We start from the raw sequence: 17,919 nt of genomic DNA, 5'->3' as shown, positions 1-17,919 counted from the left end.
GCTTACCTTCCCACCAATCCGGTGCGGTTGATCAGGACATCCAGGGCTTCGTCGATTGCTGTCATGACGCGCGCCGCGGCCTGGTAAGCGTGTTGGCTCGCGAGGAGTGCGACGTTCTCCTCATCAAGGCTCACCGAGGCGGCTGACGAACGCTGCCCGACGGCGGCGACACTCGCCGCGTCTGCCAGTTGTGAATGCTGCTGGGCTGATTTGGAGGCCATCCCAATGCCTGCCACCACTCCATTCCAGAAGGTGTCAGGCGCGCCCGGCTTCGAACCGATTTGGGCCACCGCATCCGCGATGCTGCCGTCCAAGGAGCCGGCATCGGGTGCGCCGGTCGCGATTCCCGCGGCATTGGTGGGAACCACGCGCAGGGACAGTGCCACCGGGACGCCGGGCGTGCTGGTGAAGAAGTCCAGGTTGCCGGCACCCGTGGAGGTCTGGCCCGTCCGGTGGATTGCGTTGACGTCGTTCATCAGTTGGGTGGCGAAGGCGTTGTAAGCCTCTGCAGCTTCGGCGATTGCGCCGCCAGTTCCGGCTCCCTTGCTTCCCGGCGCCGCGGGAGCCAGGAGCGAGACAGCTCCGGCGAGTTGGCCGCCGTCGAGGTCTACCGCAAGGCCGGTACGGTCCGCCCACTCCAGCTGCACCGGCTGTCCGGGGCCGCCCATGGAGGTTTGTCCGGCCAGGGTCAATGCGCGGTGCGAGGTCCCGGACACCAGGGCGTTGCCTCCGACGAAGACGTCCGCAGTGCCGTCCGGATTCTCGCGGACGGTGCCACCTGCCAGCGTGGCTATGGCCTCGGTCATCTGGTTCCTCGTGTCGATGAGTTCGTTCGCGGAACCCCCGGAGGCCAGGACCGAGCGGATGGTGGCGTTCAATTCGGCCACCTTGCCTGCGGTGGCGTTCAGTTCGTCCACAGTGGCAGAGGCTTCTCCACGAACCCGGCTCCACTGGGCGTCGAGCGCTTTGTAACCAGCTGAGACGGTTTCGCTAAGGGTGGCGGCCGCTTCGAGCAAGACCGACGCCGGAGCGGATTCGCCCGGGTGGTTCGAAACCCCCTGCCATGACGCCCAAAAGGTGTGCAACGCCGTCGAAATCCCGTGGGGGCCGGGTTCCTGCAGTGCATCTTCGAGGCGCTGGAGTTCCGTGGACCGGATCCCCGCGAAACCGGACTGGGCCCCGGTCCTGCGAACCCCGGCGTCCAGGAAGCTGCTGCCGAGCCGGGCGATACCGTCCACCGAGACGCCCTGGCCGGCCTGGCCCGTGGCCGGGTTCAGCCCAACCGGGACGGGTGCGCCGATGGCCGACAGGTCCAGCCGTTGACGGGTGTAGCCGGGGGTGGTGGCGTTGGCGATGTTCTGGCCCGCCAGGTTGATGGCCTGCTGCGCTGCGGTGAGGCCACGGTAGGCCGTGTTGAGTCCGCCGAAAGTGCTCACGTGAAGATGTCCTTTTCGCTGGGTGGGCGGTCAGAATTGCCGGTCGACCAGGTGCGCGGCCGATTGGTCCCCGGTCCGGCCGTGGGAGTCGTAGGTTCCCGCCGCGGGTTTCAGGTCGGCGAGTGTTTCCTGGGTGGAACGGACGGCCGCACGCAGGAACTGCTCATTGGCGTCGCGGAGTTCCTTGATGGCCGCTGCCTGCTGGCGCATCGCGGTGACGTGGGAGGTGAGGACCTCGGCCCACGCGGGCTCCGGCGCGGCTGCGGCGAGCTCAGCCAAGGAACAATCCGGGGATACGCCCCATTGCGCAGCAACCGCGGCGATCTCCACCGTGCGGGCCAGGCCAGCCTGCGAAACGCGCTCCAGGACCTGCTCCACTTCCCTGGTCCCGTGGGGCAGCCAACGGGACTTGCCTGCTGTCAGGAGCAGTTGCTCTTCTTCGAGCTTGAAGGTCAGGAGATCGAGAAGTTCGCGCTCGCGCCACAGCAGGGCTGACAGTTCATGGATGGCCACAGGGGGTCAACTCCAGTTCTGGTCGGTATCGGGTGCGGTTGTGATGGCGTACCTCCCGCCAACTCCCCATTAGCTATCGGCCGCCGGCTGGCAGGGGTTAGGCGGGAAGGTCCCTGAATCTTTCCTTGGGATTTTTCCTAACGGCCCCACGATCGCCAGTCGATAGTGCTGTGTGACGGCCCACGGATGGGCTGTTGCACAGTAAGTCCACATCATGGAGGAAACCAACATGGGCATGCAGATCAACAACAACCTGATGGCGAACAACGCGTACCGCAACCTGAACGCCACCCAGGACAACCTGTCCAAGTCGATGGAAAAGCTTTCCAGCGGCCTGCGCATCAACCGTGCTGCCGATGACGCAGCCGGCCTTGCCATCTCGGAAGGCCTCAAGTCCCAGGTCACCGGCTCCACGGTTGCCGCCCGCAACGCCCAGGACGGCATCAGCCTGATCCAGACCACTGAAGGTGCCCTTAGCGAGGTCCACTCCGTTCTGCAGCGCATGCGCGACCTCGCAGTCCAGGGTGCATCAGACACCAACAACGGTGACGCCCGGGCGGCCATCCAGAAGGAAGCTGACTCGCTGGGCAAGGAACTGTACCGCATCACGCAGTCCACCAACTTCAACGGGATCAACCTGCTCCAGGGCGGTTCCAAGAACATCCAGGTGGGCACTGCAGGCACGGCCAATGACACCATTGCCGTGACTCTGGGTAACGTCGCAACGGCTACGGGCACCCTGTCCTCGGCAGACGGCATCGCGGGAGCCACCGGCTTCGACGTCAGCACCAACGGTGCTGCACAGACCACGATCACCGCTATCGACGCAGCGATCACCACGGTCTCCGCACAGCGTTCGGACCTTGGCGCCAACCAGAACCGTCTGGACCACGCGATCAAGACCCTGACCGTCTCCGGTGAAAACCTGCAGGCAGCACAGTCCCGCATCGCTGACACGGACATGGCCGCGGAAATGGTCAAGTACACCAAGGCCAACATCCTGTCCCAGGCCGGCACCGCAATGCTGGCCCAGGCAAACCAGTCCGGCCAGGGTGTCCTGTCCCTCCTGCGCTAAGCCTTCACAGCATTTAGCCGCATGAGCTGACGGCGGCCGGCCAGGCCCCATCCTGGCCGGCCGTCGTCGGACACCTTTGCTTTACGAGCCTTCCGGAAGGGACCCGCGTGGGAACAGCTATCGACGGCCTTGTCAGCGGCCTTAAGACCACGGACATCATCAACTCGTTGATGTCCGTCGAAGCCCTGCCGCAGACCCAGCTCAAGACCAAGCTGGCGTCCAACCAGACCATCATTTCCACGCTGCAGTCCTTCAACACCAAACTCACCGCGCTGAAGGACCTCGCCGTTGCCGGGACGGCTGCCGGTGCCCTGAACCTGTTCACCGCAACCAGCAGTTCACCTGCCATCACCGCGAAAACCACGACGGCGGCCACCGCCGGATCGATCGACCTGACCGTGACGCAGTTGGCCCAAACGCAGGTCAACGTCACGGCAGCCATGTCCGCCTGGCCGTCCAACGCCGGGGTGCCTGAACGGCTGACGATCGTCGATTCCACGGGTAAGAAGACCGAGATTGCTCCCTCAGGGACTTCCTTGGATGACGTGGTTTCGGCGATCAACGCAGCATCAGCGGGCGCACACGCCGTGAAGGTCCCGGCCGGCAACGGCAGTTACCGGCTGCAGCTCACTGCCACCACGGCCGGGGCAGCAGGTGCTTTCACCGCCTACCGGGGGACGGCCGCGCAAGTGGGGGACGGCACCGCGGTGGACCTGATGACGGAGCCGACTGCCGCCGTCGTGAAGTCCGCCCAGGACGCGAAAGCGACGCTGTATGCCGGCACGCCCGCCGCGCAGGTCCTTAGCTCCGCTACCAATACTTTTGAGGATGTCCTTCCCGGCGTCTCCATCACGGCCTCGGCTGTGACCACGGGCCCGGTGACGGTGACCGTGGACAGCGACGTTCCCGGAATCACCAAGAAGGCCGAGGACCTGGTCAAGTCCGTCAACGACGTTCTGGGGTTCATCGCCATCTACTCTTCAGTGTCCAAAACCACGGACACCAAGGGCGCCACAGTGACCAAAGCCGGAATTTTCACCGGCAACAGCACTGTCCGCGCCGTCAACGACCAAGTACTCACAGCACTGTCCCGGCCTATCGACGGGAAGTCGCCCTCCGAGTACGGAATCAACATCACCAAGGCCGGCGACTTCACCTTCGACGCCGACAAGTTCGCGAAATCACTCGCCGCAGACCCCGCCGCCACGCAAGCCGCCGTCCAGGGGTTGGCAGCCAGGCTCGCCGAGGCAGCCACCGCCGCGTCTGATCCGTACACGGGCGCAGTGTCCGGGCTGATCAAAGGCCGCGAATCCGAAGTGCGCGACCTCGGCAACAGGATCGCGGATTGGGATCAGCGCCTCATTACCCGCCGCGCCACGCTCCAATCCGTTTATACGAATATGGAGGTGCTGCTCGGCGGCCTCCAGTCCCAGTCGGCCTGGTTGTCCGGCCAAATTTCCAGCCTCTCCAAGCAGTCCTCAGGAGCATGATGACTCTCCGCGCCCAGCAACTTTCCCGGTACAACGACGACGCCGTCCTCTCGGCACCCCCGGCGCGTCTGCTCACCATGCTTTACGACCGGCTCCTGCTGGACCTCAAACGTGCCCAACTGGCACAGGAAAGCAGCAATTGGGACACCGCCAGGGAGAACCTGCTGCACGCCCAGGCGATCGTGGCTGAACTGCGCTCCACCCTGCGGACCGATGCCTGGGACGGCGCGGCCTCGCTCGCGAGCATCTACGACTACTCCATGGAAGCCCTGATCGGCGCCAACATTTACCGGGACGTGGAACGGACCAAGGAGTGCATCGGGCTTCTGGAGCCACTCCGCCAAGGCTGGCACGAAGCCTCGGCTGCCTTGTCGGCTGACACCCCGGCTGGTTCCGTTGCGGGGGCCGTTGCTGGGTCAGTTGCTGCGTCGGGCAGGGCCCTTGGAGTCGCTTGAGGCCTGGTCCGCGATCCTGGACAGTTTTGAACACGACATTGCCCGTGCCGTTTCGGGCGGTCCCGCAGGGCCGTGGGCGCCGCCGACCGACGCGGGACCCTTGCCCGCCGCCTTGGCCGAGCGCGCCCGCCGGGTCCTTGATGCACAGGCGGACGCGGTCGCTATCCTTACGCGGTTGAAGCACGACGCCGGCACGCAGTTGGGTGCCATCGACGCCGTTCCTTCGGGGTCGGCGTCGGACAGGCCACTGCTGCTCGACGTGCGCGGCTGACTTAGCTGGCGGAGGACCCCAGGAATTCACGGGCCGCGGTGACCAGTGCTTCCGTTCCGCGCTGCAGGGTTGGCTGGATCACCGGCGCGAAGTAGGGGGAGTGGTTGGACGGGATATCCTCCGGCAACCGGCCCGTCGTGGCGTACTCCTGGAAGAGCGCAGGATCGGCTCCGCCCAGGAACCAGAAGACCAGGGGAGCATCCACAGCCTTGGCCAACGCTCCCACGTCTTCGCTGCCAGACACCGGACCCGGATCGATAATGTGACCCTCGCCGAAGGTCGCCTGGAACGTAGCCCTTACCTTAGCCGTGGCCGATTCATCGTTGACCGTCAAGGGGAAGTGCTCTTCGTAATGGAACTCCGGCTCCTTGGCAGCACCGGAAGCCGTTGCTTCGCTCTGGATAATCCGTTCGATGGAACCCAGGATCTTATCCCGGGTGGTGTTGCTGAAGGACCGCACGCTGAGCCCAAGGCTCGCGGTCTCGGGGATGATGTTGTTCTTGGTTCCGGCATGGATTTGTCCCACCGTCACCACTGCGGAGTCGCTGGCGGCGAGTTCCCGTGAAACGATGCCCTGCAACCGGACCGTGGCCGCGGCAGCCATAAGGACCGGGTCAACGGTGGTTTCGGGGCGGGAGCCGTGGCCGCCGCGTCCGTGCAGGGTCACGTTAAGGGAGTCCGCGGATGCCATGGTGACGCCCGGGCGGATGCCGAACCATCCGGCCGGGAACGGGGCCACGTGCTGGCCCAGGACGACATCGGGTTTCGGGACGCGGTCGTAGAGGCCGTCCTCCACCATGGTTTGTGCGCCCCCACCCCATTCCTCGGCGGGCTGGAACACCGCAATCAGGGTGCCCTGCCATTCCTGCCGCTGCCCGGCCAGTGTTTCAATAGCCCCCACCAGGCAGGTCACGTGCACATCGTGCCCGCAGGCGTGCATGACGGGAACGTCCTTGCCTTCATGATCGACGCCTGTCGCTGTGCTCGCGTAGTCCAGGCCGGTGGCTTCCTTGACTGGAAGAGCGTCCATGTCCGCACGGAGCATGACCACCGGGCCGGGGCCGTTCTCCAGCACCCCCACCACGCCTGTCTTTCCCACGTTGCGGTGCACGGTGAAGCCAAGGTCCTGGAGGTGTTGCGCGGCGATCCCTGCGGTCCGGACTTCCTGGAATGAGAGTTCAGGATTCGTGTGCAGGTCTTTGTACAGCTCTTCGAGGTCAATGGTCATGGGTTTGCCCTTCTTTCGACGTCGTCGGTACGGCCAGTGTATCGACGCGAAATCCGCACTTGCTGGGAAGCCAGAGGGCAGACTGGTGCAATGAATGATTCCGGGTCAGTGACAACTCAGGCAGCCACTGTGGAAGCGTGGACGGAAGCCCTCGCCGAATCAACAGGCTCGCCTGGCGGCGGTGCCGGGACCGGAGTGATGCTGGCCATCGCTGCCTCGCTGACCTCGATGGTGGCCGGATATACGGAGGCTGAGGAGGAGCAGGAGTCCGAGTTGGCGGCGCTGCATGGGCGGGCGAAGGAACTGCGTCGGACCGCACTGCGGCTGGCCGACGACGACGCTGCCGCATCCAAGGCGTTCGGCGCTGCCTTCCGCTTGGATCCAGGACCGGAACGCGACGACGCCATCCACCGGGCATCGGTTGATGCGGCCAAAGCATCCGCCGTCCTGGGCGGGAAAGCCATGGACGCCATCGAGGACCTTGGCTGGCTGGCTGCGCACGGAAATCCGGCGCTCATCGCCGACGTCGTGGTGGCGTTCGGGGCGCTCAGGGCTGCGATTGCCGGGGCAAGGACCAATGTCAGCTTCGACCTCGGTTCGCTCACGTCAGCAGGTGCCGAACTCGAGGAAGTCCGGGAGCAGCACCCCAGGCTGTGGGACACGGTCAGCCGGCTCAGCGAAGCCTTGGACCGGATCGACGAACTGACGGCAAGCGTGGACGGGAAAGCCGCACCGACGCAGCGCTAAAAATAAGTGGAAGTATTCTCCTAACGGGTTCGCAGGCGCTGCCGATAACTGTTGCTGAGCAGGGATCGCTCGATGCATGGCCACGGATTGGCCTTAGGACACCAGCAGGTGAGGACTTTGTGCTTGAATCCGTGACTTCCGTCGCCATGGCCAGCGCCCTGGACGCGCTCGCCTTGCGCCAGCGGACCATCGCCAACAACATCGCGAACGTCAACACGCCCAACTACCAGGCCAAAAGGGTGTCCTTCGAAGACCAGCTGGCCGCTTCGGTACGTTCCGGGGACGGCAACGTCAAAGCGTCCATAAGCCCGTCCGATGAGCCCACCCGCACCGACGGCAACAACGTCAACCTGGACACGGAAACCCTTTCCAACATTGACACAGTGCTGCGCTACCAATTCGCTTCAAGGGCAGCAACCGGCGAATTCACGTCCCTCCGAACCGCACTGAGGACCAACTGATGACGTTTGACGCGATCGGAATCGCCGGTTCCGCACTGACGGTACACCGCAAATGGCTCGATGCAGTCTCCGACAACCTGGCCAACATGAACAACGCGTCCAGGACCGACGGGCAGGTTTTCCGGGCACGCTACATCGAGGCCGCCGAGGGCAACAACGGCGACGGCGTGTACGTCAAGAGCACACCGCTGGGAAATGGCGAAGGCCGGATTGTCTACCAACCTGACCACCCCTTGGCCGACGCCAACGGCAACGTCCGCTACCCGGACATCGACATGGCCGAGCAGATGGGCACGTTGATCATCGCCCAGCGCGGCTATCAGGCCAACGCCCAAGTGGTTGACCGCGCCCGCGAAACTTACCTGGCGGCCCTTGAGATAGGAAAATCCTGATGGCCATCGGCCCAATAACAGCGGTCCAAGGCGTCAGCGGAACCGGCTACGTAAGCCCGGCAGCGCCAGCCACCACCGGCGGCGACTTCGGAGCCGCATTGACGGGCGCCGTCGACAATTTGCAGTCCCTGCAATCGACATCCAAGGAACTGGCCGTATCTGCGGTGACCGGCAACTTGGACGACATTCACAAAGCGACCCTTGCGTCCACCCGTGCGCAGGTGACCTTTGAACTGGTGGCCGCTGTCCGGAACAAGGGTATTGACGCGTTCAACGAGATCATGAGGATGCAGGCCTGATGCCACCGGCGATTTCCCAGTTTTTCCGCAAGTTCGGCAGCGGCATCCAGGCGTTCAGCCCTGCCCAGCGCACCCTCGCCATCCTGGGCGTGGCCGTCCTGGTGCTTGGCGGCGTCGCGCTGACCGCATGGCTGGGAAAGCCCGCCTACTCACCACTGTTCTCCGGCTTGAAAGACACCGACGCCAACAGCATCGTGGAGCAGCTCCGGAAGGACAACATCCCCTACGAGCTCAGCAACGGCGGTTCAACCATCCTGGTCCCGGAGGACAAGGTTTACGACGAACGGCTGAAGGCTGCTGCCGCCGGACTCCCTTCCGCTGCTGCCACCGGATACTCGCTGCTGGATAAGTTGGGTGTCACATCCTCCGAGTTCCAGCAATCCGTCACCTACAAAAGGGCGCTGGAGGGCGAACTGAGCACCACGGTGCAGGCGATGGACGGCGTGAAGAGCGCAGCGGTCCGGCTCGCCATTCCCGAGAAGTCCGTGTTCGTGGACACCACCCCTGAGGCCACAGCGTCGGTGTTCGTTGAGACCCAGCCCGGCACCACCTTGTCAGCTGACAAGGTGCAGGCCATTGTGCACCTGACCTCGGCAGCCATCGAGAACCTCAAACCCACCAACGTCTCTGTGGTCGATTCCCAAGGCAACGTCCTGTCAACCGTGGGCGGCGGAGCCACCGGTTCCTCTTCCAAGCAGGCAACTGACTACCAGCAACGAACCTCCGATGCAGTCCGGGCAGTTCTGGACAGCGTCGTAGGCCCCGGCAACGCAACCGTCGCCGTCGCAGCGGACGTCACCGCCGAGTCCGCCCAGCAGCGCAGCGAAACGTTCGCGCCCGCGGCCAACACTCCGGCGCTCAGCGAGTCCACGAAAACCGAAAAGTACACCGGCACCGGTGGCGGCGCAGCAGGCGTCCTCGGCCCGGACAACATCGCAGTGCCCGGTGGCTCCAACGCCAACGGATCCTACGATTCCAGCGATACCACCAAGAACAACGCCGTCAACAAGGTCACCGAGGACCGGACCATCCCGCAGGGCGCCGTGAAGCGCCAGACCATCTCTGTAGCGATCAACCAGGCCGCAGCTGGAGGGGTCAACGTGGACTCGGTGCGCGCACTGGTCACCTCAGCGGCAGGGATCGATGCCGGACGGGGTGACGTGGTCACTGTGGAGGTGCTGCCATTCAGCACCGCTGCCGCCGACAAAGCCGCCCAAGCACTCGGGGCGGCGAAAGCCGACGCTGCCGCTGCCAAGGATGCAGCCCTGATGAACACCCTCATCCTGGCAGGCAGCATCATGCTGGCAGCCATCGCCCTGATCGTGGTTGTGCTCATTACCCTCAAACGCCGCCAACGCCGCGAGCCTGTGGACCTGGGCGAGCAGATGGATTACGACGCCCTCCCCGAAGCCCTTCAGACGCCGGCCCTCACCGGCCCGCCGACCACAGCGATCGAACTGACCTCCATCCAGCCCCAAGCCCCGGTCCAGCCCACCCCGGCGCTGCCGTTGCCAGGCTCCGAGGCCCTCGACGGCGAACTGAAGCGCGCCCAAATCGAAGCCATGGTGGCTGACAACCCGGCACGCACGGCCGAGTACCTGCGCGGGCTCATGGATGACAGGCAGTCCGTATGAGCCAGATGGTCCCGGAAGCCTCAGCCCTGAGCGGGGTGCAAAAAGTGGCGGTGGTGCTCATGCAAATGAACCCGTCCAGCGCGGCAGCCGTCATGGCCCAATTCTCCGAATCCGAAGCCGAAGACATCGCGGCCGAAATCGTTCGGCTCCGCCGTGTGTCCTCGGTGGTCGCCGACCACGTCATCAACGAATTCCACGGCCTGGCCGTCAGCGGGCGCCGCACTGCCCGCGGTGGCCAGGAATTCGCCGTCGGGCTCCTGGAAGCATCCTTCGGCGCGGACAAAGCCGCCGGCTTCATGGACCGGCTCGCGTCCACCATGGCCGGTAAGTCGTTCGAGTTCCTGGAAATGATGGATCCCGGGCAAATCCTGGCCCTGATCGACGGCGAACTCCCGCAAACCATCGCACTGATCCTCGCCCACCTGCGGCCGGGGAAGGCCTCCGCCGTCATGGCGGGCCTCGGCGACACCCAGCGCATCGATGTTGCCCGCAGCATCGCCACCATGGGCTCAGCATCACCCGAAGCCGTTGGGATCGTGGCTGAAACCCTCAAAGCCAGGGCCGGCGCTGTCATGTCGCAGCGGAAGTCAAACGAAATCGTTGGCGGTATCCAACCGCTGGTGGACATCATCAACCGGTCAGACATCACCACCGAACGCTCGGTCCTGGACGGCCTGGGCACGCTGGATCCCGAGCTCGCCACCGAGGTCCGGGCCCGGATGCTCACCTTCGTGGACATCGTGAAGCTGGAACCGCGGGACATCCAACGGATCCTCCGCGGAGTCAGCGCCGACGTCCTGGCAGTAGCCATGAAGGGCGCCCCGGCCGTGGTTCTGGATACCGTCCGGGCCAACGTGTCCGGCCGCAACCTGGAAATCCTCGAAGCCGAGATGGCCGCCTCCGGTCCGGTTCGTGCCTCGCAAGTGGAGGAAGCCCGCGCGGAGATCGTCCGCTCCATCCGCGAACTCGAAGCCGAAGGCGCGATCGTGGTCCGGCGCGGGGACGAGGACGACTTTGTCTACTGAGAACTTCACCCGCATCACCTTCCCGCCGGTTGGCACCACCGACCGTTCCGATGACGTCGATCGCGGCTTCGTCCAAGGCCATGCGGCCGGCTATGCCGCCGGTATGCAAGCCGCCGCAGCCGAGCACCGCGAGCTCCAGCAGCGCTTGCGGGCCGAGCACCAGGAAATGCTCGACGCCGGCAGGTCCTCCCTGGCCCGTTCCGCACAGGTCCTGCAGGCTGCAGCACAAGCGGCCCAGCAGCGCCAGGAAGTCACCTTGGACGAGATGCAGGACGTGCTGGCGGCCAGCGCGGTGGAACTGGCCGAGGCAATCCTCGGATACGAGCTCGCCCACGGCGCGGACACGGCCCGGGCGGCACTGAACCGCGCGCTGGGAGCCGGCGGCAGCACCGGCGTCGAACACGTCACCGCAGTGCGCCTCCACCCACACGACATCGCAGCGCTCCAGGCCTCGGGTGTTGACGAAATTGCCGGTGTGGAGCTGAAAGCTGATGCCACGCTCAGGCCCGGCGACGCCATCGGCGAGTACCCCAACGGCTGGATTGACGCCCAGATCGGTACCGCGCTGGACCGGGCCCGGAAAGCCCTGCTCGAGGTCCGCCAGTGACCGCGTACCGCCCCCACGCGCACAGTTTCCGTGCAGCACTGGCCGCCGCCGCCCCGCAACGCGTGGGCACCGTGACCTCCGTGCTCGGATTGGGATTGGACGTCGCCGGGCTGCACTGCGCAGTGGGGGAGCTGGTGACGGTCGGCTCCGGAACGGAAACGCTCGACGCCGAAGTGGTCGCCTCTGTGGGTGGCACGCTGCGGTGCATGCCCCTGGGCCGGTTGACCGGCGTCGCGGCAGGAACAACCGCACGGGCCGCTGGATCTCCCATGCTTGTACCTACCGGCGTCGGGCTGTTCGGACGGGTGCTCGATGCACTTGGCCGACCTATTGACGGCAAGGGGCCACTTCCACCGTCCCCGATGGTTCCGTTGGATCAGGAAGCGCCGAATGCCATGAGCCGGGCCCGGATCGACACGCCCCTGCAGACCGGAGTCCGCATCCTCGACACCATGACCACACTGGGTCGCGGCCAACGCATGGGGCTCTTCGCCGGCTCCGGCGTGGGAAAGTCCTCGCTGTTGTCCATGGTGGCCCGAGGCACCGACGCCGAAGTCTCCGTGATCGCCCTCGTTGGGGAACGCGGCCGTGAAGTCCGCGAGTTCCTGGAAGACGACCTTGGCGCCGAGGGGTTGGCCCGCTCCGTGGTGGTGGTTGCCACCTCCGACGAACCCGCCCTCATGCGGCTCCGGGCCGCCGTCACCGCCACCCGCATCGCCGAGTCCTTCCGCGAAGCCGGCAAGGACGTTGTGCTCATGATGGACTCACTCACCCGCGTGGCCATGGCCCAACGCGAAATCGGCCTCTCCGCAGGTGAGCCGCCAGCGACACGCGGCTACCCGCCGTCGACCTTTTCCGTCCTGGCCCGGCTCCTGGAACGCGCCGGCACCGCAGAAACGGGCTCCGTCACCGGCATCTACACCGTTCTGGTGGACGGCGACGACCACAACGAACCCATCGCCGACGCCGCCCGCTCCATCCTGGACGGACACGTCGTCCTGGACAGGAAACTCGCCGTCACAGGGCACTTTCCCTCCGTGGACGTCCTCGGTTCGGTGTCCCGCGTTGCCTCCAAGGTCAACCCTGCCGGGCACACCGCGCTCGCCGTTGCCCTCCGGAGAGTCCTGGCGGCGAGGCGTGGCGCGCAGGACCTGATCGACGTCGGCGCGTACCAGCGGGGCAGCAACCCGCTGGTGGACGCGGCCCTTGACCACGAGGACGCGATCAACCAGTTCTTGCGCCAGCCAATGGGCGAATCGACGCCCAACAGTGGGTCCTGGGACGCGTTGGCCCAGCTCACAGCCAACTTTGGACACTTTGAAGGAGCAGCGTGAACCGACAATTCTCCCTTGCCGGGCTGTTGAGGCTGCGGCAGGCTGAACAGACGTCCGCGGAAAGCGGGCTCGCCGCCGCCAACTCACGATCCGCGTCATTGCGCGTCCGGCGTGCAGAAGCCCGCGAGGTGCTTGCTGATTCGAATGGGCATGCAGGGGATTCGGCGTCATTGCTCGCCATCGCCGCGGCCCGTGCGTCCTCGCAGAGCATGCTGGCCGAACTCGACGCCCTGGTAGCCAGTGCTGAGGCGGACGCCGACGCCGCCCGCGCCGACTACACCGAAGCCAAGCGCCGGGCGGTGGGCCTGGAGAAGCTTGAAGCCCGGCACGACGCCGCGTTCGTTGCCTCACAGTTGAACGCCGAACAGGGCGTCCTGGACGAGATCGCATCCACCGCATGGCACAGGAAGGCCACCCCGTGAGCATGACCGACGCCATTGGGCGGATACAGAACATCGAAGCATCCCTGCAACAGCTGACGTCGCCGACCCGTTCTACCCCGGACTCTTCAGCCTCCTCGGGGAGCTCGGCTGCCTCAGCCTCTGATGCTGCTTCCTTCGCTTCCGCGTTGAGCAGCGCGATGGGCACCTCCACTTCCCTTGCCTCAGGCCTGGGTTCCCTGCTGCCGGCCGTAGGTAGTGCGACTTCTTCGAACGCGGCCTTGGGAAGCACGACGGCGGCCACCGGAGCGGCGGCTGTCGGCGGCAGCAGCGGTACGACGTCGGGTGACGCCGTGGTTGCAGCAGCCAAGAAGTACATCGGTGTGCCCTACGTCTGGGGTGGAACCAACCCGGCAGTAGGCATGGACTGTTCCGGTTTCGTGCAACGGGTCTTCAAGGACCTTGGCGTGGAGCTGCCCCGTGTGGTCAGTGACCAGATGCAGAAAGGAACCCCTGTGGCCTCACTGGCCGAAGCGAAGCCAGGGGACCTCCTTGTCAGCTACGGCGGGGAGCACATCTCCATCTACCTGGGCAACGGGAAAGCCATCGACGCACCAGTGCCCGGTCAGACCATCCAGATCCGGGACGCCTGGGAAAAGTACTCCAACCTGACCTCGATCCGTCGGATTGTTCCGGCCGGGGTGTCCTGATGTCCGCCGTTGCCGCGGGTCCGCGGTTCCTTGGTCCCCAGCTTGGTTCCGGCGCCCGGATGCCTCATGGCCCAGGGGACGCCGGCGCCTTCGAGGCCGTGATGGCAGCCGAAGCCCACCCCGCCGGCCAGCTCGACGGTGCGCTGCAGGATAGACGTTCCCTGCCGTCTAATTCGCAGCGGGCCATCGAAACGGACGCGCCCGGGGATTCTGTGGGTGGCCCGGGGGGAGCGGCCAATGCTCTTCCCGCGCTTCCTTTCGGGATTGCCGGGGGAGCCCGTTTCGATGCTCCGCTGCCGAGTGTGCCGGACGCACGGCATGGTTCGCAGCAAACCCCCGAGCGGGGCGTGCCCGGGGCTGGTGGGCCCGGGGTCGGTGGTTTGGCCGGGAACGTGGCGGGTGCCAGCGTGCCCGGGGCCGGTGGGCCGGGGGCCGGTGGGCCGGGGGCCGGCGGCTTGGCCGGGAACACGGTGGGAGCTGGCGCGGCTGGGCTTGCCGCTGCCTCCGGTTCTCAACCGAAGCAGCCCACCCCTTCGTCCAGTGCCGGGGGAGGGGTTGAGGTCTCTTCCTCTCTCCGTTTCGATGCTTCGCTGCGGAGTGTGCCGAACGCACGGCACGATTCGCAGCAACCCCCCGAATCGGGCGTGCCCGAGGCCGGCGTGCCCGGTGCTGGCATGGTGGCTGGAGCGGCGGGTGCCGTGGCCGGTGGGGCGGGGGCCGTCGTGCCGGGAGCCAGCGGCTTGGCCGGGAACACGGTGGGTGCTGGTGCGGCTGGGCTTGCCGCTGCCTCCGGTTATCAGACAACGCAGCCCACGCCTCCATCCAGTGCCGGGGGAGGGGTCGAGGTCTCGTCGTCTCTCCAATTCGGTGCTTCGCTGCCGAGTGTGCCGAACGCACGGCATGATTCGCAGCAAACCCCCGAATCGGGTGCACTGGCGTCTGCAGTGCCCGCTGGTGTTTATGCGGCTGCCGGGGTGTCGGGATTGGCCCGGATTGAGGGAGATGTTGGCGTGCCCGGGATTCGTTCGGCCACCCATTTCGACGCTTCGCTGCCGGCTAGACGATTCCTACCGTCTAATGGGCACCAAGCCGTCGAAATGGGCGTGCCCGGGGCAGCGGCTCCTGGCATCGGGGTAGCAGTTGATGCCCCTCCGGCACTTTCTGGTGCTCTCCAATTCGATGCTTCGCTGCGGAGTGTGCCGAACGCACGGCACGATTCGCAGCAAACCCCCGAATCGGGTGTGCCCGGGCCCGGCGGCTTACCCGGGAACGTGGCGGGTGCTGGTGCGGCTGGGCTTGCAGGGAACACAGGGCTTGCCGCTGCCGGCAACCCTCAGCCGGCGCAGCCCATTCCTCCATCCAGTGCAGGGGTAGGGGTGGGCACCAGTGCAGGGGTAGGGGTGGGCACTGCTTCGGTGCTGTCTCCGGCCCTCCAATTCGACGGATCGCTGCACGACAGACGCTTCTTTGCGTCTAACCAGCAGGGAAGCGTCGAATCGGGCTCTCTCCAGGCAGTCCAAGTCACGCAGGCTTCACAAATTCCCCCGAGCCTGCAGCCTGTACCCCCGCAGCTCAACACCATCCCAACCCAGCCAGCCATACCGACCCCGCCGGCTACCCCAACCCCGCTGGCTAGCGCAGCCCAACCGGCCCTCGCACCCCAGCTCGCCGCACCACTTTTTTCGCTGGCCTCGGCGGGACACGGGGAACACGTGATGACGTTGCGTGTTGCCCCGGACGACCTGGGACCCCTCACGGTCAGGGCCCACATCGACGCCGCGGGCGTGCGAATCGAACTGTTCGCACCCGGGGACGCGGGCAGGGACGCGGTGCGGCATGTCCTTCCGGAGCTTCGACGAAGCCTCGAGGACTCCGGCGCGAGCCTGAGCCTCTCTTCACAGAACAGCCCACCCGACGCCGGACGGGATCCCGGGCAAGGCAGCGGACGGGATCCCGGCCAAGGAACAGGGCACGGCTCAGGTCCCGGCAGCGGAACACGTGACCCGGACACCCGCACCCAAGGGCCCGGCGAACAAGGGCCCGGCGAACAAGGGACCCGCACCCAAGGCCCCAACGAACAAGGGCCCGGCGAAGCGGGGCACGAAGGTGCCGATGCCCAACCACAGCTGCCACCCGGCGTCGTACGCCGCCCGGGTAGCCCGAACCGCCTGGACATCCTGGCCTGACGAAAGAGACGAGCATGACAACCATTCCCGCAATCGCGGCCAACAACGGCGCAGCCCCGGGCAGCACCCCAAGGAGCCCGGTCAAGGCCATGGATTCGGAGGTCTTCATGTCCTTGCTGGTCACCCAGCTGAGGTACCAGGACCCCAGTGCCCCCATGGACACCAACCAGATGATGAGCCAGTCCGTGCAGCTCTCCATGATGGAGAAGATGACCGAGCTGACAGCCGGGTCCAAGGAGAGCTTCTCGCTTCAGATGCGGAGCGCTGCGGCGCAGATCATCGGAACCGAGGTGAGCTATACGCTCGCCGACGGCACCAAGGGCGCGGGCGTCGCCAGTGCGGTGTCGTTCGCCGACGGTGTACCCACCGTGACCGTGGGGCAGGCCAAAGTGCCCCTGGACCTGATCACCGGCATGACGGCACCAGCGCCCGTCGAGCCCAAGAAGACCACCTGATCCCCAAAAACACTTACCCCGAACCAAACCGAAGAAAGGCAACACCATGCTCCGTTCGCTGTACTCCGGAATTTCCGGCCTCCGAGCCCACCAGGCCATGCTCGACGTCACCGGCAACAACATCGCCAACGTGAACACCACCGGCTACAAGTCCTCGTCCGCCCAGTTCCAGGACACGCTCTCCCAGATGACGCAGGGCGCGGCGGGACCGCAGCAGAACGTGGGCGGTTCCAATCCAGCACAGATCGGTCTCGGAGTCCGGGTGGCTGGCGTGAGCACCAACTTCGGCCAGGGATCGTCGCAGAGCACGGGCCGCGGCACGGACCTGATGATTTCCGGTGAGGGCTTCTTCGTCACCGGCAAGGGCACCCAGCAGTACTACACCCGCGCGGGCAACTTCCAGATGGACGCTGCGGGCCGCTTGGTCAGTCCCGACGGCGGCATCCTCCAGGGCTGGACGGCCACCAACGGCGTGGTCAACCCGGGCGGCGCAACGGGGCCCATCACGTTGTCGCCGGGCACCACCGCGCCGGCTGTTGCGACGACGAACGCCACCTTGGGCGGCAACCTGCCTTCCGACGCCGCTGTGGGCACCTCCGTGGAGCGCCAGGTGAAGGTGTACGACGCCAACGGGGCGGAGCGCAGCCTCACCCTGACGTTCAGCCGTTCGGCCACGGGCTGGAATGTGGCCGGTGCGGACGCCAACGGAGCCAATGGAACGGGCACCTTGACCTTCGCCAACGGTGCTTTGACGTCCGGCGGGACGATGACGGTTGGTGGAATCACGGTGAACATGGGCGCGGTCACCGGCTTCGCGCAGATGAGTACCCTCTCCGTTACCGGCCAGAACGGCGCGGAAGCGGGCGAACTTGAGTCGTTCACGTTGGCTGGCGACGGTTCCCTGGTGGGGTCCTTCAGCAACGGTGCCAAGGAAGTCCTGGCACGCGTGGCCCTGGCGCGATTCACCAACCCCGAAGGCCTGGAGAAGGCCGGAGGCTCCGCGTATGTTGCCACGGCCAACTCGGGTGCGGCCCAGCTTGGGGTTGCCGGTGAAGGCGGTCTTGGCTCGCTGGCTTCGGGTTCGCTGGAGATGTCCAACGTGGACCTGTCGCAGGAGTTCACCAACCTGATTGTGGCCCAGCGTGGTTTCCAGGCGAATGCCCGCATCATCACCACCTCGGACGAGGTCCTGCAGGAACTGAGCAACCTGAAGCGCTAAGC

At 65.8% G+C, this 17,919-nt stretch carries 20 protein-coding genes; 17 read left to right on the top strand and 3 right to left on the bottom strand.

The genetic code is table 11. The features are described 5' to 3' along the window. Positions 1-2: 2 nt before the first annotated feature. Both flgK and ACNQOP_RS16755 read right to left on the bottom strand, forming a co-directional pair. A complete protein-coding gene (gene flgK / locus ACNQOP_RS16760) occupies positions 3-1,436 on the bottom strand; it encodes a flagellar hook-associated protein FlgK (RefSeq protein WP_416405193.1) in 1,434 nt (477 codons plus the stop codon). A 30-nt stretch (positions 1,437-1,466) separates the two neighbouring features. Then, positions 1,467-1,949, bottom strand: a complete 483-nt coding sequence (locus ACNQOP_RS16755; protein WP_349471979.1) for a flagellar protein FlgN — start codon at positions 1,947-1,949, stop codon at positions 1,467-1,469. A gap of 229 nt (positions 1,950-2,178) precedes the next feature. Between ACNQOP_RS16755 and ACNQOP_RS16750 the strand changes: the two genes are divergently transcribed. From ACNQOP_RS16750 to ACNQOP_RS16735, 4 genes are all read left to right on the top strand, one after another. Then, on the top strand, positions 2,179-3,024 hold the full coding sequence (locus ACNQOP_RS16750; protein ID WP_235519712.1) for a flagellin: 846 nt from the start codon (positions 2,179-2,181) through the stop codon (positions 3,022-3,024). Positions 3,025-3,131: 107 nt separating this feature from the next. Continuing rightward, positions 3,132-4,514: a flagellar filament capping protein FliD gene (gene fliD, locus ACNQOP_RS16745; RefSeq protein WP_235518851.1), complete on the top strand. Its 1,383-nt coding sequence runs from the start codon at positions 3,132-3,134 to the stop codon at positions 4,512-4,514. Further along, a complete protein-coding gene (gene fliS, locus ACNQOP_RS16740; RefSeq protein WP_235518853.1) occupies positions 4,511-4,969 on the top strand; it encodes a flagellar export chaperone FliS in 459 nt (152 codons plus the stop codon). Before fliD ends, fliS begins: the two co-directional genes overlap by 4 nt. After that, the gene (locus tag ACNQOP_RS16735) at positions 4,956-5,240 is read left to right on the top strand and encodes a hypothetical protein (RefSeq protein WP_416405192.1); all 285 of its coding nucleotides are present in this window, start codon (positions 4,956-4,958) and stop codon (positions 5,238-5,240) included. Before fliS ends, ACNQOP_RS16735 begins: the two co-directional genes overlap by 14 nt. A 1-nt stretch (position 5,241) precedes the next feature. Here the strand turns inward: ACNQOP_RS16735 and ACNQOP_RS16730 are convergent, their stop codons facing one another. Further along, the gene (locus ACNQOP_RS16730) at positions 5,242-6,468 is read right to left on the bottom strand and encodes an amidohydrolase (RefSeq protein ID WP_416405191.1); all 1,227 of its coding nucleotides are present in this window, start codon (positions 6,466-6,468) and stop codon (positions 5,242-5,244) included. Positions 6,469-6,558: 90 nt separating this feature from the next. Between ACNQOP_RS16730 and ACNQOP_RS16725 the strand changes: the two genes are divergently transcribed. The 13 genes from ACNQOP_RS16725 to ACNQOP_RS16665 all read left to right on the top strand — a co-directional run bounded on the left by ACNQOP_RS16725 (position 6,559) and on the right by ACNQOP_RS16665 (position 17,917). Then, a complete protein-coding gene (locus ACNQOP_RS16725; RefSeq protein ID WP_416405190.1) occupies positions 6,559-7,215 on the top strand; it encodes a cyclodeaminase/cyclohydrolase family protein in 657 nt (218 codons plus the stop codon). Between the two features lie 119 nt (positions 7,216-7,334). Further along, positions 7,335-7,676, top strand: coding sequence for a flagellar basal body rod protein FlgB (locus ACNQOP_RS16720; protein ID WP_349471985.1), 342 nt, complete (start codon positions 7,335-7,337; stop codon positions 7,674-7,676). Then, complete coding sequence (locus ACNQOP_RS16715; protein WP_235518861.1) at positions 7,676-8,068, top strand: flagellar basal body rod protein FlgC; 393 nt, start codon at positions 7,676-7,678, stop codon at positions 8,066-8,068. Before ACNQOP_RS16720 ends, ACNQOP_RS16715 begins: the two co-directional genes overlap by 1 nt. After that, a complete protein-coding gene (locus tag ACNQOP_RS16710) occupies positions 8,068-8,367 on the top strand; it encodes a flagellar hook-basal body complex protein FliE (RefSeq protein WP_235518865.1) in 300 nt (99 codons plus the stop codon). The genes ACNQOP_RS16715 and ACNQOP_RS16710 overlap by 1 nt, the downstream gene beginning before the upstream one ends. After that, positions 8,367-10,001, top strand: a complete 1,635-nt coding sequence (fliF, locus tag ACNQOP_RS16705) for a flagellar basal-body MS-ring/collar protein FliF (protein ID WP_416405189.1) — start codon at positions 8,367-8,369, stop codon at positions 9,999-10,001. The genes ACNQOP_RS16710 and fliF overlap by 1 nt, the downstream gene beginning before the upstream one ends. Further along, positions 9,998-11,026 (top strand): flagellar motor switch protein FliG, encoded by a 1,029-nt coding sequence (fliG, locus tag ACNQOP_RS16700; protein WP_235518867.1) that lies wholly within the window; start codon positions 9,998-10,000, stop codon positions 11,024-11,026. Before fliF ends, fliG begins: the two co-directional genes overlap by 4 nt. Next, complete coding sequence (locus ACNQOP_RS16695) at positions 11,016-11,633, top strand: FliH/SctL family protein (protein WP_416405188.1); 618 nt, start codon at positions 11,016-11,018, stop codon at positions 11,631-11,633. Before fliG ends, ACNQOP_RS16695 begins: the two co-directional genes overlap by 11 nt. Next, on the top strand, positions 11,630-12,967 hold the full coding sequence (locus tag ACNQOP_RS16690) for a FliI/YscN family ATPase (protein ID WP_416405187.1): 1,338 nt from the start codon (positions 11,630-11,632) through the stop codon (positions 12,965-12,967). Before ACNQOP_RS16695 ends, ACNQOP_RS16690 begins: the two co-directional genes overlap by 4 nt. Continuing rightward, positions 12,964-13,389 carry a flagellar FliJ family protein gene (locus ACNQOP_RS16685; RefSeq protein WP_416405186.1) on the top strand — a complete coding sequence of 142 codons (426 nt, stop codon included), beginning with the start codon at positions 12,964-12,966 and terminating at the stop codon, positions 13,387-13,389. The genes ACNQOP_RS16690 and ACNQOP_RS16685 overlap by 4 nt, the downstream gene beginning before the upstream one ends. 2 nt (positions 13,390-13,391) lie before the next feature. Further along, complete coding sequence (locus ACNQOP_RS16680; protein ID WP_416405233.1) at positions 13,392-14,057, top strand: C40 family peptidase; 666 nt, start codon at positions 13,392-13,394, stop codon at positions 14,055-14,057. Further along, positions 14,057-16,243, top strand: a complete 2,187-nt coding sequence (locus tag ACNQOP_RS16675) for a flagellar hook-length control protein FliK (protein WP_416405185.1) — start codon at positions 14,057-14,059, stop codon at positions 16,241-16,243. The genes ACNQOP_RS16680 and ACNQOP_RS16675 overlap by 1 nt, the downstream gene beginning before the upstream one ends. Before the next feature lie 14 nt (positions 16,244-16,257). Continuing rightward, positions 16,258-16,698, top strand: coding sequence for a flagellar hook assembly protein FlgD (locus ACNQOP_RS16670; RefSeq protein ID WP_235518877.1), 441 nt, complete (start codon positions 16,258-16,260; stop codon positions 16,696-16,698). Positions 16,699-16,744: 46 nt separating this feature from the next. Next, a complete protein-coding gene (locus ACNQOP_RS16665) occupies positions 16,745-17,917 on the top strand; it encodes a flagellar hook protein FlgE (protein WP_235518879.1) in 1,173 nt (390 codons plus the stop codon). Positions 17,918-17,919: the final 2 nt, after the last annotated feature.

It is taken from the genome of Arthrobacter sp. LFS091, assembly GCF_047977885.1.
Lineage (GTDB): Bacteria > Actinomycetota > Actinomycetes > Actinomycetales > Micrococcaceae > Arthrobacter.
Note: the sequence above shows the minus strand (reverse complement) of the source record. Positions and strands in the feature narration are given on the sequence as shown.

Excerpts from the sequence above, each read along its gene's own strand:
- ACNQOP_RS16730 (WP_416405191.1), bottom strand. The coding sequence starts at position 6,468 with ATGACCATTGACCTCGAAGAGCTGTACAAAGACCTGCACACGAATCCT.
- ACNQOP_RS16665 (WP_235518879.1), top strand. The coding sequence starts at position 16,745 with ATGCTCCGTTCGCTGTACTCCGGAATTTCCGGCCTCCGAGCCCACCAG.
- ACNQOP_RS16680 (WP_416405233.1), top strand. The coding sequence starts at position 13,392 with ATGACCGACGCCATTGGGCGGATACAGAACATCGAAGCATCCCTGCAA.
- ACNQOP_RS16750 (WP_235519712.1), top strand. The coding sequence starts at position 2,179 with ATGGGCATGCAGATCAACAACAACCTGATGGCGAACAACGCGTACCGC.
- ACNQOP_RS16710 (WP_235518865.1), top strand. The coding sequence starts at position 8,068 with ATGGCCATCGGCCCAATAACAGCGGTCCAAGGCGTCAGCGGAACCGGC.
- ACNQOP_RS16675 (WP_416405185.1), top strand. The coding sequence starts at position 14,057 with ATGTCCGCCGTTGCCGCGGGTCCGCGGTTCCTTGGTCCCCAGCTTGGT.
- fliS (WP_235518853.1), top strand. The coding sequence starts at position 4,511 with ATGATGACTCTCCGCGCCCAGCAACTTTCCCGGTACAACGACGACGCC.
- ACNQOP_RS16670 (WP_235518877.1), top strand. The coding sequence starts at position 16,258 with ATGACAACCATTCCCGCAATCGCGGCCAACAACGGCGCAGCCCCGGGC.
- fliG (WP_235518867.1), top strand. The coding sequence starts at position 9,998 with ATGAGCCAGATGGTCCCGGAAGCCTCAGCCCTGAGCGGGGTGCAAAAA.
- ACNQOP_RS16725 (WP_416405190.1), top strand. The coding sequence starts at position 6,559 with ATGAATGATTCCGGGTCAGTGACAACTCAGGCAGCCACTGTGGAAGCG.
- ACNQOP_RS16715 (WP_235518861.1), top strand. The coding sequence starts at position 7,676 with ATGACGTTTGACGCGATCGGAATCGCCGGTTCCGCACTGACGGTACAC.
- fliF (WP_416405189.1), top strand. The coding sequence starts at position 8,367 with ATGCCACCGGCGATTTCCCAGTTTTTCCGCAAGTTCGGCAGCGGCATC.